The 18,547-nt window shown below is 39.8% G+C and carries 15 protein-coding genes and 1 tRNA gene; 11 read left to right on the top strand and 5 right to left on the bottom strand.

The window, feature by feature from the left end; all coding sequences use genetic code 11:
* Nucleotides 1-76: 76 nt before the first annotated feature.
* The 7 genes from WA249_RS13240 to WA249_RS13270 all read left to right on the top strand — a co-directional run bounded on the left by WA249_RS13240 (nt 77) and on the right by WA249_RS13270 (nt 7,759).
* The gene (locus WA249_RS13240; RefSeq protein WP_336169324.1) at nt 77-1,189 is read left to right on the top strand and encodes a tartrate dehydrogenase; all 1,113 of its coding nucleotides are present in this window, start codon (nt 77-79) and stop codon (nt 1,187-1,189) included.
* Nucleotides 1,190-1,215: 26 nt separating this feature from the next.
* Entirely contained in the window at nt 1,216-2,862 is a 1,647-nt protein-coding gene (locus WA249_RS13245) for a BCCT family carnitine transporter (RefSeq protein WP_336169326.1), read from the top strand.
* A gap of 11 nt (nt 2,863-2,873) precedes the next feature.
* Nucleotides 2,874-3,848 carry an alpha/beta hydrolase gene (locus WA249_RS13250; RefSeq protein WP_336169328.1) on the top strand — a complete coding sequence of 325 codons (975 nt, stop codon included), beginning with the start codon at nt 2,874-2,876 and terminating at the stop codon, nt 3,846-3,848.
* Nucleotides 3,849-3,890: 42 nt separating this feature from the next.
* Nucleotides 3,891-5,006: a carnitine monooxygenase subunit alpha gene (gene cntA, locus WA249_RS13255; RefSeq protein ID WP_002120432.1), complete on the top strand. Its 1,116-nt coding sequence runs from the start codon at nt 3,891-3,893 to the stop codon at nt 5,004-5,006.
* A 63-nt stretch (nt 5,007-5,069) separates the two neighbouring features.
* Entirely contained in the window at nt 5,070-6,521 is a 1,452-nt protein-coding gene (locus WA249_RS13260; RefSeq protein WP_336169330.1) for an NAD-dependent succinate-semialdehyde dehydrogenase, read from the top strand.
* Between the two features lie 47 nt (nt 6,522-6,568).
* The gene (gene cntB, locus WA249_RS13265) at nt 6,569-7,525 is read left to right on the top strand and encodes a carnitine monooxygenase, reductase subunit CntB (RefSeq protein WP_336169332.1); all 957 of its coding nucleotides are present in this window, start codon (nt 6,569-6,571) and stop codon (nt 7,523-7,525) included.
* A gap of 157 nt (nt 7,526-7,682) precedes the next feature.
* Nucleotides 7,683-7,759 (top strand) — tRNA-Met (locus WA249_RS13270).
* 43 nt (nt 7,760-7,802) lie between these two features.
* Here WA249_RS13270 and WA249_RS13275 read toward each other — a convergent pair.
* The 5 genes from WA249_RS13275 to WA249_RS13295 all read right to left on the bottom strand — a co-directional run bounded on the left by WA249_RS13275 (nt 7,803) and on the right by WA249_RS13295 (nt 13,259).
* The gene (locus WA249_RS13275) at nt 7,803-8,831 is read right to left on the bottom strand and encodes a hypothetical protein (protein WP_336169334.1); all 1,029 of its coding nucleotides are present in this window, start codon (nt 8,829-8,831) and stop codon (nt 7,803-7,805) included.
* A complete protein-coding gene (locus WA249_RS13280) occupies nt 8,824-10,449 on the bottom strand; it encodes an NAD+ synthase (protein ID WP_336169336.1) in 1,626 nt (541 codons plus the stop codon). The genes WA249_RS13275 and WA249_RS13280 overlap by 8 nt, the downstream gene beginning before the upstream one ends.
* Before the next feature lie 385 nt (nt 10,450-10,834).
* The gene (locus tag WA249_RS13285) at nt 10,835-11,395 is read right to left on the bottom strand and encodes a hypothetical protein (protein WP_336169338.1); all 561 of its coding nucleotides are present in this window, start codon (nt 11,393-11,395) and stop codon (nt 10,835-10,837) included.
* Nucleotides 11,396-11,558: 163 nt separating this feature from the next.
* Nucleotides 11,559-12,011, bottom strand: coding sequence for a CopD family protein (locus tag WA249_RS13290; RefSeq protein ID WP_322902952.1), 453 nt, complete (start codon nt 12,009-12,011; stop codon nt 11,559-11,561).
* Nucleotides 12,012-12,029: 18 nt separating this feature from the next.
* Nucleotides 12,030-13,259 carry a beta-ketoacyl synthase N-terminal-like domain-containing protein gene (locus WA249_RS13295; RefSeq protein ID WP_336169341.1) on the bottom strand — a complete coding sequence of 410 codons (1,230 nt, stop codon included), beginning with the start codon at nt 13,257-13,259 and terminating at the stop codon, nt 12,030-12,032.
* Between the two features lie 300 nt (nt 13,260-13,559).
* On the opposite strand from WA249_RS13295, the gene WA249_RS13300 reads away from it, so the two are divergent.
* The 4 genes from WA249_RS13300 to fusA all read left to right on the top strand — a co-directional run bounded on the left by WA249_RS13300 (nt 13,560) and on the right by fusA (nt 18,400).
* Nucleotides 13,560-14,879 (top strand): EcsC family protein, encoded by a 1,320-nt coding sequence (locus tag WA249_RS13300; protein WP_336169343.1) that lies wholly within the window; start codon nt 13,560-13,562, stop codon nt 14,877-14,879.
* A 199-nt stretch (nt 14,880-15,078) separates the two neighbouring features.
* Nucleotides 15,079-15,453: a 30S ribosomal protein S12 gene (gene rpsL, locus WA249_RS13305; RefSeq protein ID WP_002050319.1), complete on the top strand. Its 375-nt coding sequence runs from the start codon at nt 15,079-15,081 to the stop codon at nt 15,451-15,453.
* A gap of 160 nt (nt 15,454-15,613) precedes the next feature.
* Nucleotides 15,614-16,084: a 30S ribosomal protein S7 gene (rpsG, locus tag WA249_RS13310; protein WP_003653285.1), complete on the top strand. Its 471-nt coding sequence runs from the start codon at nt 15,614-15,616 to the stop codon at nt 16,082-16,084.
* Nucleotides 16,085-16,261: 177 nt separating this feature from the next.
* Nucleotides 16,262-18,400 carry an elongation factor G gene (gene fusA / locus WA249_RS13315; RefSeq protein WP_336169345.1) on the top strand — a complete coding sequence of 713 codons (2,139 nt, stop codon included), beginning with the start codon at nt 16,262-16,264 and terminating at the stop codon, nt 18,398-18,400.
* Nucleotides 18,401-18,547 lie beyond the last annotated feature (147 nt).

Below are 18,547 nucleotides of genomic sequence, written 5' to 3' on the forward strand. Positions count from 1 at the left end.
CGTTATTGATCATTTTTACTTAAAACATCATGTTTAAGTCATACAAGGATATTAGTCGAAGGTGTGAAGGAAGCTTATGGCAAAAAGATATAAAGTTGCCACGATTGCAGGCGATGGCATTGGTTTAGAAGTTCTACCAGAAGGAATTAAGGTTGTAAAGGCAGCAGCAGAGAAGCATGGCATTGAGCTTCAGTTAGATGCTTTCGATTGGGCAAGCTGCGATTACTACCTTGAGCATGGCAAAATGATGCCAAATGACTGGTTTGAAACCCTACAAGGTTACGATGCAATTTATTTTGGTGCCGTAGGCTGGCCAGATAAAGTACCAGACCATATTTCACTTTGGGGTTCTTTGCTTCAGTTCCGCCGTCGCTTTGACCAATATGTGAACTTACGTCCAGTGCGCTTGATGCCTGGGGTTAAATGTCCATTAGTGGGGAAAAAACCAGGCGATATCGATTTTTACGTGGTTCGTGAAAATAGTGAAGGGGAATACTCAGCCATTGGTGGTAAAGCTTTTGAAGGAACGGACCGAGAGTTTGTTTTACAAGAAGCCGTATTTACACGTCATGGTGTAGATCGCATTTTGCGTTATGCATTTGAGTTTGCAAATCAGCGTGATGCGAAAAAAATTACCGCAGCGACCAAATCAAATGGTATTGCGGTCAGCATGCCGTATTGGGATGAACGCGTTGACGCGATGGCAAAACAATATCCACAAATTCAAGCTGATAAACAGCATGTTGATATTTTAGCTGCTCGTTTTGTATTGCAGCCTGAGCGTTTTGATGTGGTTGTAGCATCGAATTTATTTGGCGATATTCTTTCCGATTTAGGCCCTGCATGTACAGGAACTATCGGTTTAGCTGCTTCGGCAAATTTAAACCCAGAAAGAAAATTTCCATCATTGTTTGAACCTGTACATGGTTCAGCACCAGATATTTACGGTAAACAAATTGCCAACCCAATCGCTGCGATTTGGTCGGGTGCCATGATGTTCGAATTCTTTGGTGAAGAAGACGAACGCTGCATTCAAGCAGGTCAGGACATTATGCAGGCGATTGAGAATGTATTAATTAATGGGCCAAAAACAGCAGATATCGGCGGTGAGGCAAAAACTTATGAGGTAGGAGATGCAATTGCATCGTGTGTAGCCCAAATTAAAATGGACGTGTTCGTTATGGAATAACGCCATCCAAAAATGGATGTAGGGATATGGATAATCAAAACACAAAAATTTATACGGATAAAGTTCTTGCCGTAACCAGCTTACTGTTTGTATTTATTTCAGTTGCTGGTTTGGCGATTTATTCGCAAGAGTCGATCAAGATTGCTGCAACATGGATGCAGTGGACAACATCGGTATTTACAACCCCAGTATTACTATTTGCTTTTTTAGCCATTATTTTTACTTTTGGTCTGGCCTTTAGTAAATACGGAAAAATTAAACTTGGAGAGGGAAAGCCTCAATACACCACGATGTCATGGATTTTTATGTTCATCTTGTCAGGTATTGGGTCTTCTACACTGTACTGGGGCTTTTTGGACTGGGCTTACTATTATCAAACTCCGGGTTTGAGCTTACCGCCTGAGTCAGCGGAAGCATTGAAATATAGTGTCGCTTACTCGTTTTTTCACTCTGGTTTAAGTGCTTGGGCAATTTATGCATTGGCATCAATTTCTTTGTGCTACAGCTACCATGTCAGAAAAAATAAAGGTTTGAGTTTAGCTTCCGTGATTGAGGCTGTAACAGGCTTTAAATCAACTGGCGTGGTTGGACGTTTAGTCGACCTCATGTTCTTGCTTTGCATGTTTGGTGCTCTGACGATTTCGTTAGTACTCACCGCCGTGACATTTACCAATATTTTGTCTCAGCTCACCGGTATCCCAAATACCTTTATGACCAAGGTCATCATTATTTTGGGCGTTTCGGTTGTGTTTGCACTCAGCTCTTATGTGGGCATGGATAAAGGTATGCAGCGTTTAAGCCATTTGGTGTGCTTGGGTGTTGTGTTATTTGCGATCTATGTACTGTGCTTTGGTCCGACTCAATTCATTTTGAATAATTCATTAATGAGTTTTGGATTAATGGCAACCAACTTTGTTGATATGAGCTTGTTTACCGACCCAATGGGTGATGGCAAGTTTACCCGCGAATGGACTGTATTTTATTGGTTATGGTGGATTTCATATGCACCGGGTGTGGCACTGTTCGTAACGCGTGTTTCGAAAGGTCGTACGATTAAAGAAGTGATCTTTGCCATGGTAATTGGCGGTAGTGTCGGTCTTTGGTTCATCTTTGGTGTATTTGAAAACTACAGCGTTTATAGCTTTATTCATGGGGCTGTGAATGTACCGCAAATTTTAACTCAACAAGGTGGTGAAGTTGCAATTGGACAATTGCTTAGCCTGTTACCTGCTGGAAAGCTAATGATGTGGATTTTCCTCGGCATTATGGTGGTGTTCTTGGCAGCACATATGGATGCGGTTGGATATGCTGTTTCAGCAACATGTACTCGCGGTTTAAGTGAAGGGCAAGACCCATCGCCAAACGCACGTCTGTTTTGGTGTGTCATGCTGACTTTGGTTCCAATTGCCATGATCTTTAGTAAAGCGCCTTTAGACACAATGAAAACAGCAACCATTGTGACGGCTTTACCATTCATCGTGATTATTTTGATTCAAACCTACGGCTTAGTGAAATGGCTCATTCAGGATTATGCCAAAGTCCCATCTCACTTGATTGAGCAACAAGGTTATGATGATTCGGAAATTGGTTTAAACCAGTCTCAAGATGAACATGCAAAAAGGATGCAGCTTGAGCTTGCAAGCTCAATCAAACTGGATAGAAAAACCAGCTAGAGGGAACGGTAATGACTACATGTGAACAGACCACTTATGCCTTAAGTGAAGAAATGCAAAGCCTTGCGTATTGGAGCAGTATTTATTCACCAGCAGATGCAGATATTGACTCAGTCCGTGCAGCATATGACGCGATGTGTCAACACTACATTTTGCCTCGTGATGGCAAGATCGAAGTAGAAGATCGAGTTGTTGCAAATGGAGAGCATCTAGTACCTGTTCGCATATATTCACCAAAAACTAATCGACCTGAGTCTGGTTGGCCATGTGTGTTGTATTTACATGGCGGTGGTTGGATGGTTGGTGGGCTCGATTCACATGAGTTTATTACCAGTTATTTGTGTCAGGACTTAAATGCAGTTGTCATTAGCGTAGATTACCGCATGGCACCAGAGCATCGCTTTCCGGCAGCTTTTGAAGATTGTTTAGCAGTTTATCAATGGCTTAAAAAGCATGGTTCAACTTGGCAGATCGATAGCGAAAATATCGTTCTAGCAGGGGATAGTGCTGGCGGTAATTTAGCAGCAGCCCTAGCAGTGGAGCTACAACATAGTGGTTTGCAAGCTCAAGGAGTGGCTTTGGTTTATCCGTGTTTAACTACAGCGTTTGATACACCAGCCGCACAAAAGCATGCCCATGCGCCGTTATTAACAACGGAAGATATGCATTTTTATTTAAAGGAATATGCACCTAACCCACAAGATTGGCAGGATTTACGTCTAGCGCCTTTATTGGCGACGGACTTTTCAGATATGCCTGCAAGTTTTGTCGCAGTTGCAGAATATGACCCTTTAAGTGATGACGGTTATCTCCTTACTCAAAAATTGGAACAAGCAGGAATTCCGAGTGAGTTCCATTTAGGCAAAGGTTTATTACATGGCAGTTTACGTCTCATGCGTGACTGCCCAGAAGTTCAACAGTTATATCAAAACATGCTGAGTGCGATACGTCGCATGTTTGGCAGTGTCGAAAAGACATCAATTTAGTATCGAGTCATTTGGACGAAAAGAATTTAATGGAGTAATAACATGAGTGCAGTTGAAAAATTACCTGAAGATTTTTGTGCAAACCCAGATGTTGCATGGACTTTTCCTAAAGTTTTCTATACTTCATCGCAAGTTTTTGAGCATGAGAAAGAAGCAATCTTTGCTAAAAGCTGGATTTGTGTTGCACATGGCAGTGAGTTGGCACAACCGAATGACTATATTACCCGTAAAGTAATTGGTGAAAATATTGTCATCATTCGCGGTAAAGATAGCGTTTTACGTGCGTTTTATAATGTATGTCCACACCGTGGTCATGAGCTTTTAAGTGGTAGTGGTAAAGCAAAAAATGTAATTACCTGCCCATACCATGCTTGGACTTTTAAGCTAGATGGTAGTTTAGCTTTGGCACGTAACTGTGACCATGTTGAATCTTTCGATAAAGAAAACTCAAGCATGGTGCCCTTAAAAGTTGAGGAATATGCCGGCTTTGTTTTCATTAATATGGATGAAAATGCGACATGCGTAGAAGACCAACTTCCAGAATTTGCTGAGCGTTTAAATCAAGCATGTAGCGTGATTAAAGATTTGAAACTGGCGGCACGTTTTGTGACAGAAACGCCAGCAAACTGGAAAGTGATTGTCGATAACTATCTAGAATGTTACCACTGTGGTCCTGCACATCCGGGCTTTGCTGACTCAGTTCAGGTCGATAAATATTGGCATACCACGCATCAAAACTGGACTTTACAATATGGTTTTGCGCGTTCATCAGAGAAGTCATTCAAGCTTGATCCATCAGTAACAGATCCAGAGTTTCATGGTTTCTGGACTTGGCCTTGTACCATGTTCAACGTGCCACCGGGCAGCAACTTCATGACTGTCATCTACGAATTCCCCGTAGATGCAGAAACGACTTTGCAGCATTACGATATTTATTTTACGAATGAAGAACTCACTCAAGATCAAAAAGATTTAATTGAGTGGTATCGCAATGTATTCCGTCCTGAAGATTTGAACTTGGTCGAAAGCGTACAACGTGGTTTGAAATCACGTGGTTATCGTGGTCAAGGCCGTATTATGACCGACAAGCAGCGCTCAGGAATTAGTGAGCATGGTATCGCTTACTTCCAGCATTTAGTGGCGCAGCATCACAAATAAAACAAATGGATTTATTCAGGTGTAAAGATGACTTACACCTGATTCTTCAGTTAGGAAGATGATATGTCGAGTTTACAAAGTACTGAATTATTTCAACAACAAGCCTATATTAATGGGAAATGGCTAGCTGCACAGTCGAATGCAACGGTTCCAGTGACCAACCCAGCAACAGGTGAAGAAATTGGCACAATTCCAAATATGGGAGTGGTTGAAGCTACACAAGCAGTCGAAGTTGCATATACGGCTTTGCAAAGTTGGAAAGCTTTAACTGCTCAAAATCGTGCAGATATTTTATTGGCTTGGTACAAACTAGTTATAGATCATACCGATGAACTTGCTTTAATCATGACCATTGAACAAGGCAAACCTTTGGCAGAAGCGAAAGGTGAGGTGCGTTATGCTGCTTCATTTATTCAGTGGTTTGCCGAAGAAGGCAAGCGTATTTATGGTGATGTGATTCCAACCGTAAATAACCAGCAGCGTTTTATTATTAGTAAAGAACCTGTGGGTGTTGTGGCTGCTATTACGCCGTGGAATTTCCCAATTGCCATGATTACTCGTAAAGCAGCACCGGCTTTAGCAGCTGGATGTACAGTTGTCATTAAGCCAGCTAATGAAACGCCTTACTGTGCTTTAGCGATTGCGAAGCTTGCAGAAAAAGCAGGTATTCCGGCTGGTGTGATTAACGTCGTTACTGGTAAATCACAAGAAATTGGTTCGGTATTTACTTCACATGAAAAAGTGAAGAAATTGACCTTTACTGGCTCAACTCCAGTAGGCCGCTTACTGATGCAGCAGTGCTCAAGTACCATTAAAAAATTAGCGCTTGAGTTAGGCGGTAATGCTCCTCTGATTGTGTTTGACGATGCCGATTTAGATAAAGCTGTACAAGGTGCGATTTTTGCTAAGTTCCGTAATGCAGGCCAGACCTGTGTTTGTGCTAACCGCATTTATGTACACGACAATATTTATCAAGCTTTTGCTGAGAAGTTTGTTCAAGAAGTACAAAAGTTTAAAGTTGGTAATGGTTTGGAAGATGGCGTACAAATTGGCCCATTAATTAATGAAAAAGCAGTGTTAAAAGCACAGCAGTTGATTGATGATGCGGTAAGTAAAGGAGCTAAAGTTGCTTGCGGCGGTAAGCAGCATGCTTTAGGACAAACCTTTTATGAGCCATCAGTTTTAACTGATGTTGACCGTACGATGGAAATTGTCCAAGAAGAAATTTTTGGTCCAGTTGCACCGCTCATTCGTTTTACAGATGAAGCAGATGTAGTCGCTCAAGCGAATGACACCATCTTTGGTTTGGCTGCTTATGTTTATAGCGAAAATATTTCACGTTTATGGCGAGTGTCAGAACAGCTTGAATATGGAATGGTCGGTATGAATGCCACAGCAATTTCAAATGAAGTTGTACCATTTGGTGGTGTGAAGCAATCAGGTGTTGGGCGTGAAGGTTCAAAGTATGGTCTTGAAGAATTCATGACCATTAAATACATGTGTTTAGGGCTTTAAGGATAAGCCCTAACAACAAGAATATGCGGTAAAAGAAGGATTCTAATATGGCTAGTCATTATGAAATGTTCCCAGCAGTTGTTACTCATGTGGAACAGCTTACCCCTTTAATCAAACGGTTTACGTTCAAACGTCAAGATGGGCAGAACTTTCCTCGATTTAGTGGGGGAAGCCATATTATTGTCAAAATGAATGAACAGCTTTCCAATGCTTACTCATTGATGAGCTGTACGCAAGACCTATCGACTTACCAAGTCTGCGTTCGTAAAGATGTGGAAGGTAAGGGCGGTTCTGTCTTTATGCATGATCAATGTAGTGAAGGCTGTGAAATTCAGATTTCAGAACCAAAAAATTTATTTCCATTAGCTGAAACAGGCAATAAACATATTTTAATTGCAGGTGGTATTGGCATTACACCATTCTTACCTCAAATGGATGAGCTTGCGACACGTGGTACTGAGTTTGAATTACACTATGCCTACCGTTCACCTGAACATGCGGCTTTGTTAGATGAGTTAAAGCAGAAACATGCTGAGCATGTGTTTAGTTATGTTGACTCAGAAGGTTGCGCATTAAATTTGGATGAGTTGATTTCATCACAACCTAAAGGTACACATGTCTATGTTTGTGGGCCGAAACCAATGATTGATGCTGTTATTGATTGTTGTAACAAGCACCGTTACCGCGATGAATATATCCATTGGGAACAATTTGCTTCAACAGTTCCTGAAGATGGTGAAGCATTTACTGTTCTACTTGCTAAGTCTAATCAGGAAATTGAAGTACAAAGTAATCAGACAATTTTACAAGCCATCGAAACATTAAATATTGATGTGGAATGTTTATGCCGAGAAGGGGTTTGCGGTACATGTGAAACGGCTATTTTAGAAGGTGAAGCCGAGCATTTCGATCAATACTTAAGTGATGCTGAAAAGGCTTCACAAAAGAGCATGATGATTTGTGTATCAAGAGCAAAAGGAAAAAAACTAGTATTAAATCTCTAATATATTTCTGTGGCTGATCAATTATTTAAAGTACGAATTTGCTAAAAAATGAACAAATAATGATGATCTGAATCTTATTTGTTCATTTGATAGGGTTTAGTGGTTTTGAACTCTTGACCTGCTATACAGAACTATAGATAATGCGCACACAGTTTACGGCTATGTAGCTCAGTTGGTTAGAGCACCGCACTCATAATGCGGGGGTCACAAGTTCAAGTCTCGTCATAGCCACCATTTTAAAAACCATGCTCATGCATGGTTTCTTTTTGTCTTTTTTTTACTCATTAAAATGTTTTTCAATAATATCGAGTGTTTTTGAGCTTTGATAAAAAGGAGCTAAAATCGCTTGAAGTAACGGTTCCAAAATACCGTGTTCATTAAAGGCATTCATAACCTTAGGGTAAAAACGTAAGGCTTCAGTTTGTAAATCGGTTTCAGTTAAACCAATCTCACTTAATACTTCAAATAAACTTTCGTCTTTATAAAAGTCATAAAAAACTTCTACGCCATAAAGAATAAGATCTTGCATAAATTGTGACTGGCGTAATTCTTTCCAGTATTCGTAAATTAAAACAAAGAACTCTTCAACATCAAGAGGAGTTAACTGTTTCATAAACTCATACATTTTTTTATGTCTAAGATCTTCCCATACATGTCGTATCAGACTTTCTAAATCTTCACTCGATAAAAGACTTAATTCTGTGAGTTGCTCATGAATAAAGCTGGCAATCCAAGTTTCAAGTTTATGCTCAAGACGTTGTTGCTGTAGAAAGGAGAATTTTTTGAGTTTATGTTGCCACTCAAAGTGGTAGTCATCAACTCTAGATGCGCTTAGAAATTTTGGTAATTTTTGTTCTAAGGTTGAGGTTGCAATATATTGGCAAAGTTGTTGTACAGAAGGGCTGCTTCTTAAAAACTGATTGAGATAAAGAGGAATATGTTCCATTTCTAAAAATTTGGAGAGCCACATTTCAAATTGGTAGTCAGATACCAAATCTTGTAGCTGAATTGGAGACTTCATAGCAGATAGATAAATACGCTGCGCAATTTCCCCAATAAACTCAAGTAAACCAGCACCTAGCTGCATTTCAAAAGCATAACGTTTCACAACGGCTTGTAGTTGCTCTAAATCCACCACTTCATGAAGTTTGATTTCGTCAGCATGTTGCATAAAGAGTTGAATGAACTGCTGGAAATAAATAGGTGAGTTTTCTATAGATAATTGTTTTTTGAAAAATTCCACCTGCTCAAGCAAAAGTGCTTGAGCAAGTGCTGTAGTTTTTGATGAGTTTTCCTGCTCAGTCATTCGCTGTCCAACCGTTGACAATCGGATAACGTCGTTCGCGACTAAATGCACGAGAAGTAATTCTCGGGCCAATCGCGCCTTGACGACGTTTATATTCATTACGATCAACTAAACGGATAACTTTTTCAACTACTTCTTTATCAAAACCTTTGGCTATAATATCTGCCTGACTTAAATCTTCTTCAATGTATGCGTAAAGAATGGCATCTAATACATCATATGCTGGTAAAGAGTCTTGGTCTTTTTGGTCTGGGCGAAGTTCTGCTGAAGGTGGACGAGTAATAACACGTTCAGGAATAACAGGAGTTTCGCTTAAGCTATTACGGTATTTTGCTAATTCAAAAACGATAGTTTTATAAACATCTTTTAGAACTGCAAAACCACCAACCATATCACCATAAAGTGTACAGTAGCCAACTGAAAGCTCAGACTTGTTGCCAGTAGCGAGTACTAAATTACCAAATTTATTTGATAAGCCCATGAGTAATGTGCCGCGTGCGCGCGCTTGTAAGTTCTCTTCGGTTGCATCTGCTGGTGAGTTGCCAAAGAAAGGATACAAGGTTTGCATAAAGCTATTTACAACTGAATGTATTTCAGCAATACCGAAAGTTACACCCATACGACGAGCCTGTTCTGCCGCATCTTCCACACTAATTTGAGAAGTATAAGTATAAGGCATCATTACGGCTTGTACTTTTTCTGCACCAATTGCATCAACAGCAATAGCGAGTGTAAGAGCTGAGTCAATACCGCCAGATAAACCTAAAATTACACCTGGGAAACCTGAACGCTCTACATAGTCACGTGTTGCCAGAACTAAACCTTGATAGATCTCTGCAAATGTTTCTAAAGCAGGAGCTGATTCTGTGACTTTAAATGCTTTGTTTTTTGGGTCAAATTCAGCGATGTAGAGGTCTTCTTTAAAGCTTGGTGCTTGTAAAGCAATTCCACCATCTTTATTGCTGACAAAACTTGTGCCATCAAAAATTAAATCATCTTGGCCGCCCACTTGGTTAACGTACACAATGTTGAGGTGAAGCTGTTTTGCAAGTTCACTTAAGGTTTGTGTACGATGCTGTGGTTTACCGACTTCGTATGGTGATGCATTAAGTACAAGAACAGTATCAACATTGAGTTGGCTTAACTGTTTTACGGTATTAATTGACCAGATATCTTCGCAAATCAATACGCCAAACTTATGTCCAAGATATTCAAACACCAAATGCTGATGTCCTTTTTGGAAATAACGTTTTTCATCAAAGACGCCATAGTTTGGTAAATTGTGTTTGTTAAAAACACCCAAAACTTGACCGTCTTTCATGACAGCAGCAGAATTATAACGTTGGCCATCTTCTGTCTGGTTCACAAATCCGAAAACCATGACAATATCTTTAACTTCGGCAAGTTGAGCAAAAGCCTTTTGCATACGTTTATTTAAATTTGGACGTAGCAGTAAGTCTTCAGCTGGATAACCAATAACAGAAAGCTCGGGAAAAATAATCAGGTCAGCGTTTTGTTTTTTCGCCTGATTTACTTGCTCAATCATCTTTTGGGTGTTTGAGTCAATATTGCCAATATGCGGAGAAAACTGAGCAAGGGCAACTTTAAAACTTTTCATTCAAACCTAATCCTAGATCATAACGAATATAGATACACACAGTGTTGATTTTTATAGATATAATTTTTCAACGATGTGTATGATACGATAGTAAACAATTAAAATAGTAAACAAAAATGTCAAGATCAATAATATATACCAATCACATATTTTCTGCGTAAAAATAACGAGATTTTCTGTATAGAATAGAAACAGGCTTCATTATTTTTATTATTTGTATACTGCCTTATTACAAGCTAATTTGGAATAAGCGCGTTATATTATTTTCAATCATTTGAATTAAATAAGACTGATTTTCTACCTTAGATAACTATTTCTGATTTATATGAATTCTCATTTACATTAAGCAAAAAATGTTACGTTCAAAGAATGAATGATTATTTAGTTACAAATGAAGTTGCGGTGAACAGATAATATTTGGGATTTTTCCAGAGCAAATGTCACGGGCAATTTCACCTTGTTGTTCAATGTTATAAGAGCTAAACGCCTTGTGAGGAGAGTAGGTGTATTTATAGGGGTTGTAGCTTTTAAAGCTAAGATAGTAGGCCGATTGCAGTAATGCACCTTTAAGTAGTACATGAATACCTTTTTGATATTGCATGACATGAGTGAGTTCGTGAATAAAAATACCCTGCATAAATTTAGATTCTAGAGCATAATTTTCACTGTAATCGGAAATATTGACATAAATATTTCCGTTTGGAGCCATAAAAATACCGTAAGACTGCCAAGGAAGGTAGCGAGTAGCAATAATTTTAGGTTGTTCACAATTGAGCATGTCGCCGAAGACCATTTGTGCTAATACTTTTTCTTGAGCAGTCAAATGCCTAATTGGGTAGTTTTTCAAGTGACGGAAAATAAAAAGCGTAAGAAGAATAAATTGTGTATGGATTAAGCGTTTAAAGGCATTAAAAGTTAGCATAGCTTTGCCATTAAATGAGTTCATCTATTTCTTTAGCATAGTATAGATTAGGTATTGCGAAATAAAGAGGCGTGATTATTTATTAGTTTTATCGTTCTGTTTTAAAAAATATAAAGCTTTAAATGGATCTAGTTTTCTTATTGCTGTGAATAAAAGATTTCTTGGATAAGAAAAGCAAAAGCCCCAGTTAAAACTGAGGCTTTACGACAACTAAAATCACAACAGCAAATAAAATTAAGGTCGGCATTTCATTAAAGAAGCGCCAGAACTTATGTGATTTATAGTGAGCATTTCCAATGAGTTTTTTACGGTAGTAGCCACATACCAAATGGTAGATGACTAACAAAGCCACTAAAGCGACTTTAAGGTAAAACCATGTTGCCTGATGGTAATGTCGAGTTGCATCGCCCCAATCCACAAGGAAATGAGCAGTAATTAATGTGGCAATCAGAGAAGGCCACATAATTCCACGATACAACTTACGTTCCATTACTTCAAAGCGTTGATGACTAACAGCATCTTCACTCATAGCATGATAAACATATAGACGTGGTAAGTAGAACAAAGCAGCGAACCAACAAACCACGGCAATAATATGTAATGCTTTTACCCACAAAAAAGCATCAGAAGGTGCATCCATCGATAATCCTACGTGGGATTATGCATCCCACTTCTTGAAAATAAGGCAAGCGTTAACACCGCCAAAGCCAAAACTGTTACTCATTACAGTATTCAATTTTGCATCACGTTTTTCAAGTACGATATCAAAAGGTTTTGCGCCTTCATCAAGTTCAGTTACATTGATGTTTGGTGCAATAAAATCATTTTGCATCATTAGAACAGAATAAATAGCTTCTTGTACGCCAGCTGCACCTAAGCTATGACCTGTCATAGATTTAGTTGAGCTAAGAGGAGGTACATTACCTTCGCCAAATGCACGTTCCATTGCTTTAAGTTCTGTAATGTCACCAGCTGGAGTAGACGTACCATGTGTATTTACATAGTCAATTTTGTCTACGCCATGTTGCTTAGCTTCTTCAAGCGCCATTAACACACAACGTGTAGCACCTTCACCGCTTGGAGCAACCATGTCTGCACCATCGCTGTTTGCAGCATAACCCACGACTTCAGCTAAAATGTTGGCACCACGTGCTTGAGCGTGTTCAAGTGATTCAAGTACTACGAAACCACCACCGCCAGCAATAACGAAACCATCACGGTCTGCTGAATATGGACGAGATGCTGTTTCTGGAGTTTCATTGTATTTTGAGCAAAGCGCACCCATTGCATCAAACAATAAACTTTGAGACCAATGATCTTCTTCACCACCACCAGCAAGCATAAGGTCTTGTTTGCCGAGCTGAATCAGGTTGTACGCATAACCAATTGCGTCAGCAGAAGTTGCGCAAGCACTTGTAATTGTATGAGCAATACCTTGCAGTTTGAATGCAACACCTACGTTTGCTGTAATAGTGTTTGACATGTTGCGTGGTACGAAGAAAGGTCCTACTTTACGTGCACCTTTAGTTTCTAAAAGCTCTGTCATTTCAACAACAGATGCAGTTGAACCACCACCTGAACCGCCTGCGATACCGTAACGTGGATTACCACCGATTTGCTCAGCAGTAAGACCTGCATGTTCAACAGCAGCTACAGCAGCATTGTAAGCGTACATTGCACATACGCCCATAAAGCGTTTTAACTTACGGTCAATATGATCAAAATCTTGGTCTGCAGCAGCGCTCACATGACTTTTAAAATTGAGTTCAGCATAAGTTGGGTTAAAACGTGTCCCGGAGATTCCATTTTGAAGTGAATGAGTAACTGCTTCTAAAGAGTTACCGATACATGAGTTAATACCCATACCAGTGATTACAACACGTTTCATCTACAGGTCCCTTTATGGTGATATTAAGAGTCGATCGTGATCAACAGCTACGAAAACGAATAGGAGAATATAGCTGTAAGAAAACAAGACTCATGTTTTTTCGTTGTTAACATGATAGCAGAAAGGATTTTTATTTCTTATGGCAAATCTTTATGACAATTTTACATTTAAAAAAAATAACTAAAGACATGGTATGTTGCATTTAGGGTTAACTAAAATACACACATTCAAGTTGAGATAAATCCACATTCCACCTAGTATTTATGTCTAATTAGATAAATTAAAAAATCGAGGTACTTGATGACAAAATTTAATAATAATCAATCTGACAATTTGTTTTCTCAGGTCTTCGGAGTGGCTAAAAAGCTCAGTTCTACAGGATTGAGTATCTTACAACAGAACCAATCAGGTGATGTCAGTAAGGTAATTGAACCAATTCCAACTGGTAAAACGGTTGAAGGAAAATCGAGAACTAAAAGCCCATTTGAAGTTGAGCAATATGAAAGTCCTCAACAAATGCTACGTGAACAATTGCCGAAAGTAACTCGGCAGGTCTTTGGGCGACATTTTACAAAAGTAAATGGTGTGGCTACATTCCTTTCCCCAGATTGGGATGAAAAAATCTCAGGCTATTTATTTGATTGGCTGAATGACTTTAGTTCAAAAAGCACCTTAACTGAAAAAATCTTAGAAGAAGCGGGTGCTAAAGATTTGTTTGAGCTAACAAAGGATACGGGCCGTTCTCAACGTTTAAGTCAGGCGCTCATCGAGCAAAATAAATTAATTGCGACAATACAAGGGGCAATTACTGGCGTGTCGAGTGTGGTTGGTGCTGCTGTAGATATTCCTGTTTCACTTGTGTTGGTTTTAAGAACGATTTATCAGACTGGAAGATCACATGGCTTTGATCTTTTGGAAGTTACAGACCAAGATGTTGTCGAATTTATCTTTAAAGAAGTTGATATTAGCCTGATTGCCGAAAAGCAAACTCTATTATTGGCTTTAAAAACATTGCGGAATATGTTGGAAACACAAGATATTCATCAATTTCAGCAGGTGTTAGGTTCAACTACCGATTTAGATACTTTAAAGAACTGGCTAGTCGATGAAGACGGAGAGTTTAAATGGGGTTGGTTAAATCGTATTCCGAAACTCTCAGCCTTTGGTAAAGTTACACCAGTTGCTGGTGCTGTTTTAAGCGCTGTATATAGTTGGAAACTGCAAGAAGATGTGGGTCATAAAGCACAGGCTATCTTTGGAGCTGCAAGACATTATTTAAATGAACATCCAAGTGAGCATTTATCTCCGCTACAGGCTTATTATGCAGCGGTTACGCTGATCCAGAAAGCCAGCCCACGTCTTTTAAATGTTGGTGAAGATGGCAATATTCATGCTGCACATCATCATAAAGTAGAAAACCATGATGTAATTTCAAAAGTATCTATTGTCTTAAAGCCTACAGAAAGTAAAAAGAGCGAAGAGAAAATTCAGGAAAATGTTCATCAAGGTATCGAGCAACTTGCCGATAAACATGTAGAGGAACATGAGCATACTGAGCAAAAACCAGCTTTAGCTCCAGAGGAAGATGAGGAGGAGCTGGATGATAAAAAATACTCTTAACAATACGCTTACAAATAAGAGGTTTAAAAATAAAATTTGAACTCTATTTAACTTTGTAAGTTATCCTGTCAAAGATTGATATGGTCAACATTTGGTAAGTATTGCCGTGTTGACCATTTTTGCATCTTAGCTTACAATTATGTGCCCTTAAAAAGAGGTATTTCTTTTTAAGGTTTTTTAATAACGGGAGAATTGCCATATGGCAACAACGAATCAGTTGATCCGTAAGGGTCGTACGACTTTGGTTGAAAAATCCAAAGTTCCTGCGTTGAAGGCTTGTCCACAACGTCGTGGTGTTTGTACACGTGTTTATACAACTACACCAAAAAAACCTAACTCAGCTATGCGTAAGGTTTGCCGTGTTCGCTTAACTTCAGGTTTTGAAGTATCTAGCTACATCGGTGGTGAAGGTCATAACCTACAAGAGCACAGTGTTGTTCTTATCCGTGGTGGTCGTGTTAAAGACTTACCGGGTGTACGTTACCATACCGTTCGTGGTTCATTAGACTGTGCTGGTGTTAAAGATCGTAATCAATCACGTTCTAAATACGGTACTAAGCGTCCTAAGAAGTAATTCTAGGAAACTAGTCCAATAAGCCCTTTAGCGTTTCGCTTGTTTGAATTCTTCATAGATTTGTAATTCAAGCGACGTATAGTAAGGCCAGCGTCGTGTACATGACACTTGTACAAACTGCTGGATTATCCTGAAGTGTCATATTATTAGGTGTATTAAAATGCCAAGACGTCGCGTAGTCGCTGCTCGTGAGATCCTTCCAGATCCAAAATTTAGCAGCCAAACAATCGCTAAATTCATGAACCACGTAATGCAAGATGGTAAAAAATCTGTTGCTGAAGGTATCGTTTACGGTGCTTTAGAACGTGTTCAAGAAAAAAACAAAGTAGACCCAGTTGAATTTTTCGAGACTACTCTTGAAAAAGTTCGTCCTATGGTTGAAGTAAAAGCACGCCGTGTTGGTGGTGCTACTTATCAAGTACCTATGGAAGTACGCCCATCCCGTCGTACTGCCTTAGCAATGCGTTGGTTAGTAGATGCTGCTGCTAAGCGTTCTGAAAAAACGATGGCTTTACGTCTTGCTGGTGAGTTGCTTGATGCAGCTGAAGGTAAAGGTTCAGCAATCAAAAAACGTGAAGACGTGCATCGTATGGCTGAAGCCAACAAAGCCTTCTCTCACTACCGTTTCTAAGCGGATAAAACAGTCCCTAATCAGGAGAATATTCATGCGTACAGCAGCTCGATTCAACATTGCTCTTTATCAAAGTGGGAGCTTTGCGGGTATTTAAGTTGCCTGCTTGGATATTTGCGCGCATCAATTTAATTGATGCGCCCTGTTTTAAATATAACATTTAGGAATGTAGACATCATGGCTCGCCAAACCCCGATTAGTAATTACCGTAACATCGGTATTTCTGCGCACATTGACGCAGGTAAAACAACTACAACAGAACGTATTTTGTTCTACACAGGTGTATCTCACAAAATTGGTGAAGTACACGATGGTGCAGCAACAATGGACTGGATGGAACAAGAGCAAGAGCGCGGTATTACAATTACCTCGGCTGCTACAACTTGTTTCTGGTCTGGTATGGGTAACCAATTCGAACAACACCGTATCAACGTAATTGACACCCCGGGACACGTAGACTTCACAATTGAAGTTGAACGTTCTATGCGTGTTCTTGACGGTGCGTGCATGGTTTACTGTGCAGTTGGTGGCGTACAACCTCAGTCTGAAACTGTTTGGCGTCAAGCAAACAAATATAAAGTGCCTCGTTTAGCATTCGTGAACAAGATGGACCGTACTGGTGCAAACTTCTTCCGTGCTGTTGAGCAAGTTAAAACTCGTTTAGGTGGTAATCCTGTACCTATCGTTGTGCCAATTGGTGCAGAAGATACGTTTGCTGGTGTTGTTGACCTTATCGAAATGAAAGCGATTATCTGGGATGAAGCATCTCAAGGTATGAAGTTCGAATACGGTGATATTCCTGCTGACCTCGTTGATACTGCGAACGATTGGCGTACTAAGATGGTTGAAGCTGCGGCTGAAGCATCTGAAGAGTTAATGGACAAATACCTTGAAGAAGGCGATCTTTCTAAAGAAGAAATTATTGCTGGTCTTCGTGCTCGTACATTAGCATCTGAAATTCAAGTAATGCTTTGTGGTTCAGCGTTCAAGAACAAAGGTGTTCAACGTATGTTGGATGCTGTAATTCAATTCTTACCTTCTCCAACAGAAGTTAAAGCAATTGAAGGTATTCTTGACGACAAAGCTGAAACTAAAGCATCTCGTGAAGCATCTGACGAAGCTCCGTTCTCTGCGTTAGCGTTCAAAATCATGAACGATAAGTTCGTAGGTAACTTAACTTTCGTACGTGTTTATTCTGGTGTTCTTAAACAAGGTGATCCAGTTTATAACCCAGTTAAATCTAAGCGTGAACGTATCGGTCGTATCGTGCAAATGCATGCGAACGAACGTCAAGATCTTGATGAAATCCGTGCAGGTGATATCGCAGCGTGTGTAGGTCTTAAAGACGTTACTACTGGTGATACATTATGTGATGAGAAAAACATCATTACACTTGAGCGTATGGAATTCCCAGAGCCAGTAATTTCATTGGCTGTTGAACCAAAAACTAAAGCTGACCAAGAAAAAATGTCAATTGCTTTAGGTCGTTTGGCGAAAGAAGATCCATCGTTCCGCGTTCGTACAGACGAAGAATCTGGTCAAACAATTATTGCTGGTATGGGTGAGCTTCACCTTGACATCATCGTTGACCGTATGAAGCGTGAATTCGGTGTTGAAGCGAACATTGGTAAACCAATGGTTGCTTACCGCGAAACAATCAAAAAGACTGTTGAGCAAGAGGGTAAGTTCGTTCGTCAAACAGGTGGTAAAGGTAAATTCGGTCATGTATATGTTCGTTTAGAGCCTATGGATGTTGAAGAAGCTGGTAAAGAATACCAATTCGCTGAAGAAGTTGTCGGCGGTACAGTACCTAAAGAATTCTTTGGTGCGGTTGACAAAGGTATTCAAGAACGTATGAAGAATGGTGTATTAGCTGGTTACCCTGTTGTGGGTATCAAAGCGACATTATTTGATGGTTCTTACCACGATGTCGATTCTGATGAATTGTCGTTCAAAATGGCTGGTTCGTACGCTTTCCGTGACGGTTTCATGAAAGCTGATCCTATCCTTCTTGAACCAATCATGAAAGTTGAAGTAGAAACTCCAGAAGACTACATGGGCGATATCATGGGTGACTTAAACCGTCGTCGTGGTATGGTTCAAGGTATGGATGATCTTCCTGGTGGAACTAAAGCAATTAAAGCAGAAGTTCCATTGGCTGAGATGTTTGGTTACGCGACTCAAATGCGTTCTATGTCTCAAGGTCGTGCGACTTATTCTATGGAATTTGCTAAATACGCTGAAACTCCACGTAACGTGGCTGAAGGCATCATCGCTAAGTTCCAGACTGGCGGTAAAAAAGGTGACGACGAGTAATCTTTCGATTACTATAAGCCCAAACTAATTCTTAGTTAAAACCAAGCGCTCGTGCAGTGACCCTGCATGAGCAGTTTATAAAGGAAGATCATCATGGCTAAAGCCAAGTTTGAACGTAATAAGCCACACGTAAACGTGGGCACAATC

This window comes from Acinetobacter sp. 161(2023) (genome assembly GCF_037027805.1).
In the GTDB taxonomy this organism is placed as follows: domain Bacteria; phylum Pseudomonadota; class Gammaproteobacteria; order Pseudomonadales; family Moraxellaceae; genus Acinetobacter.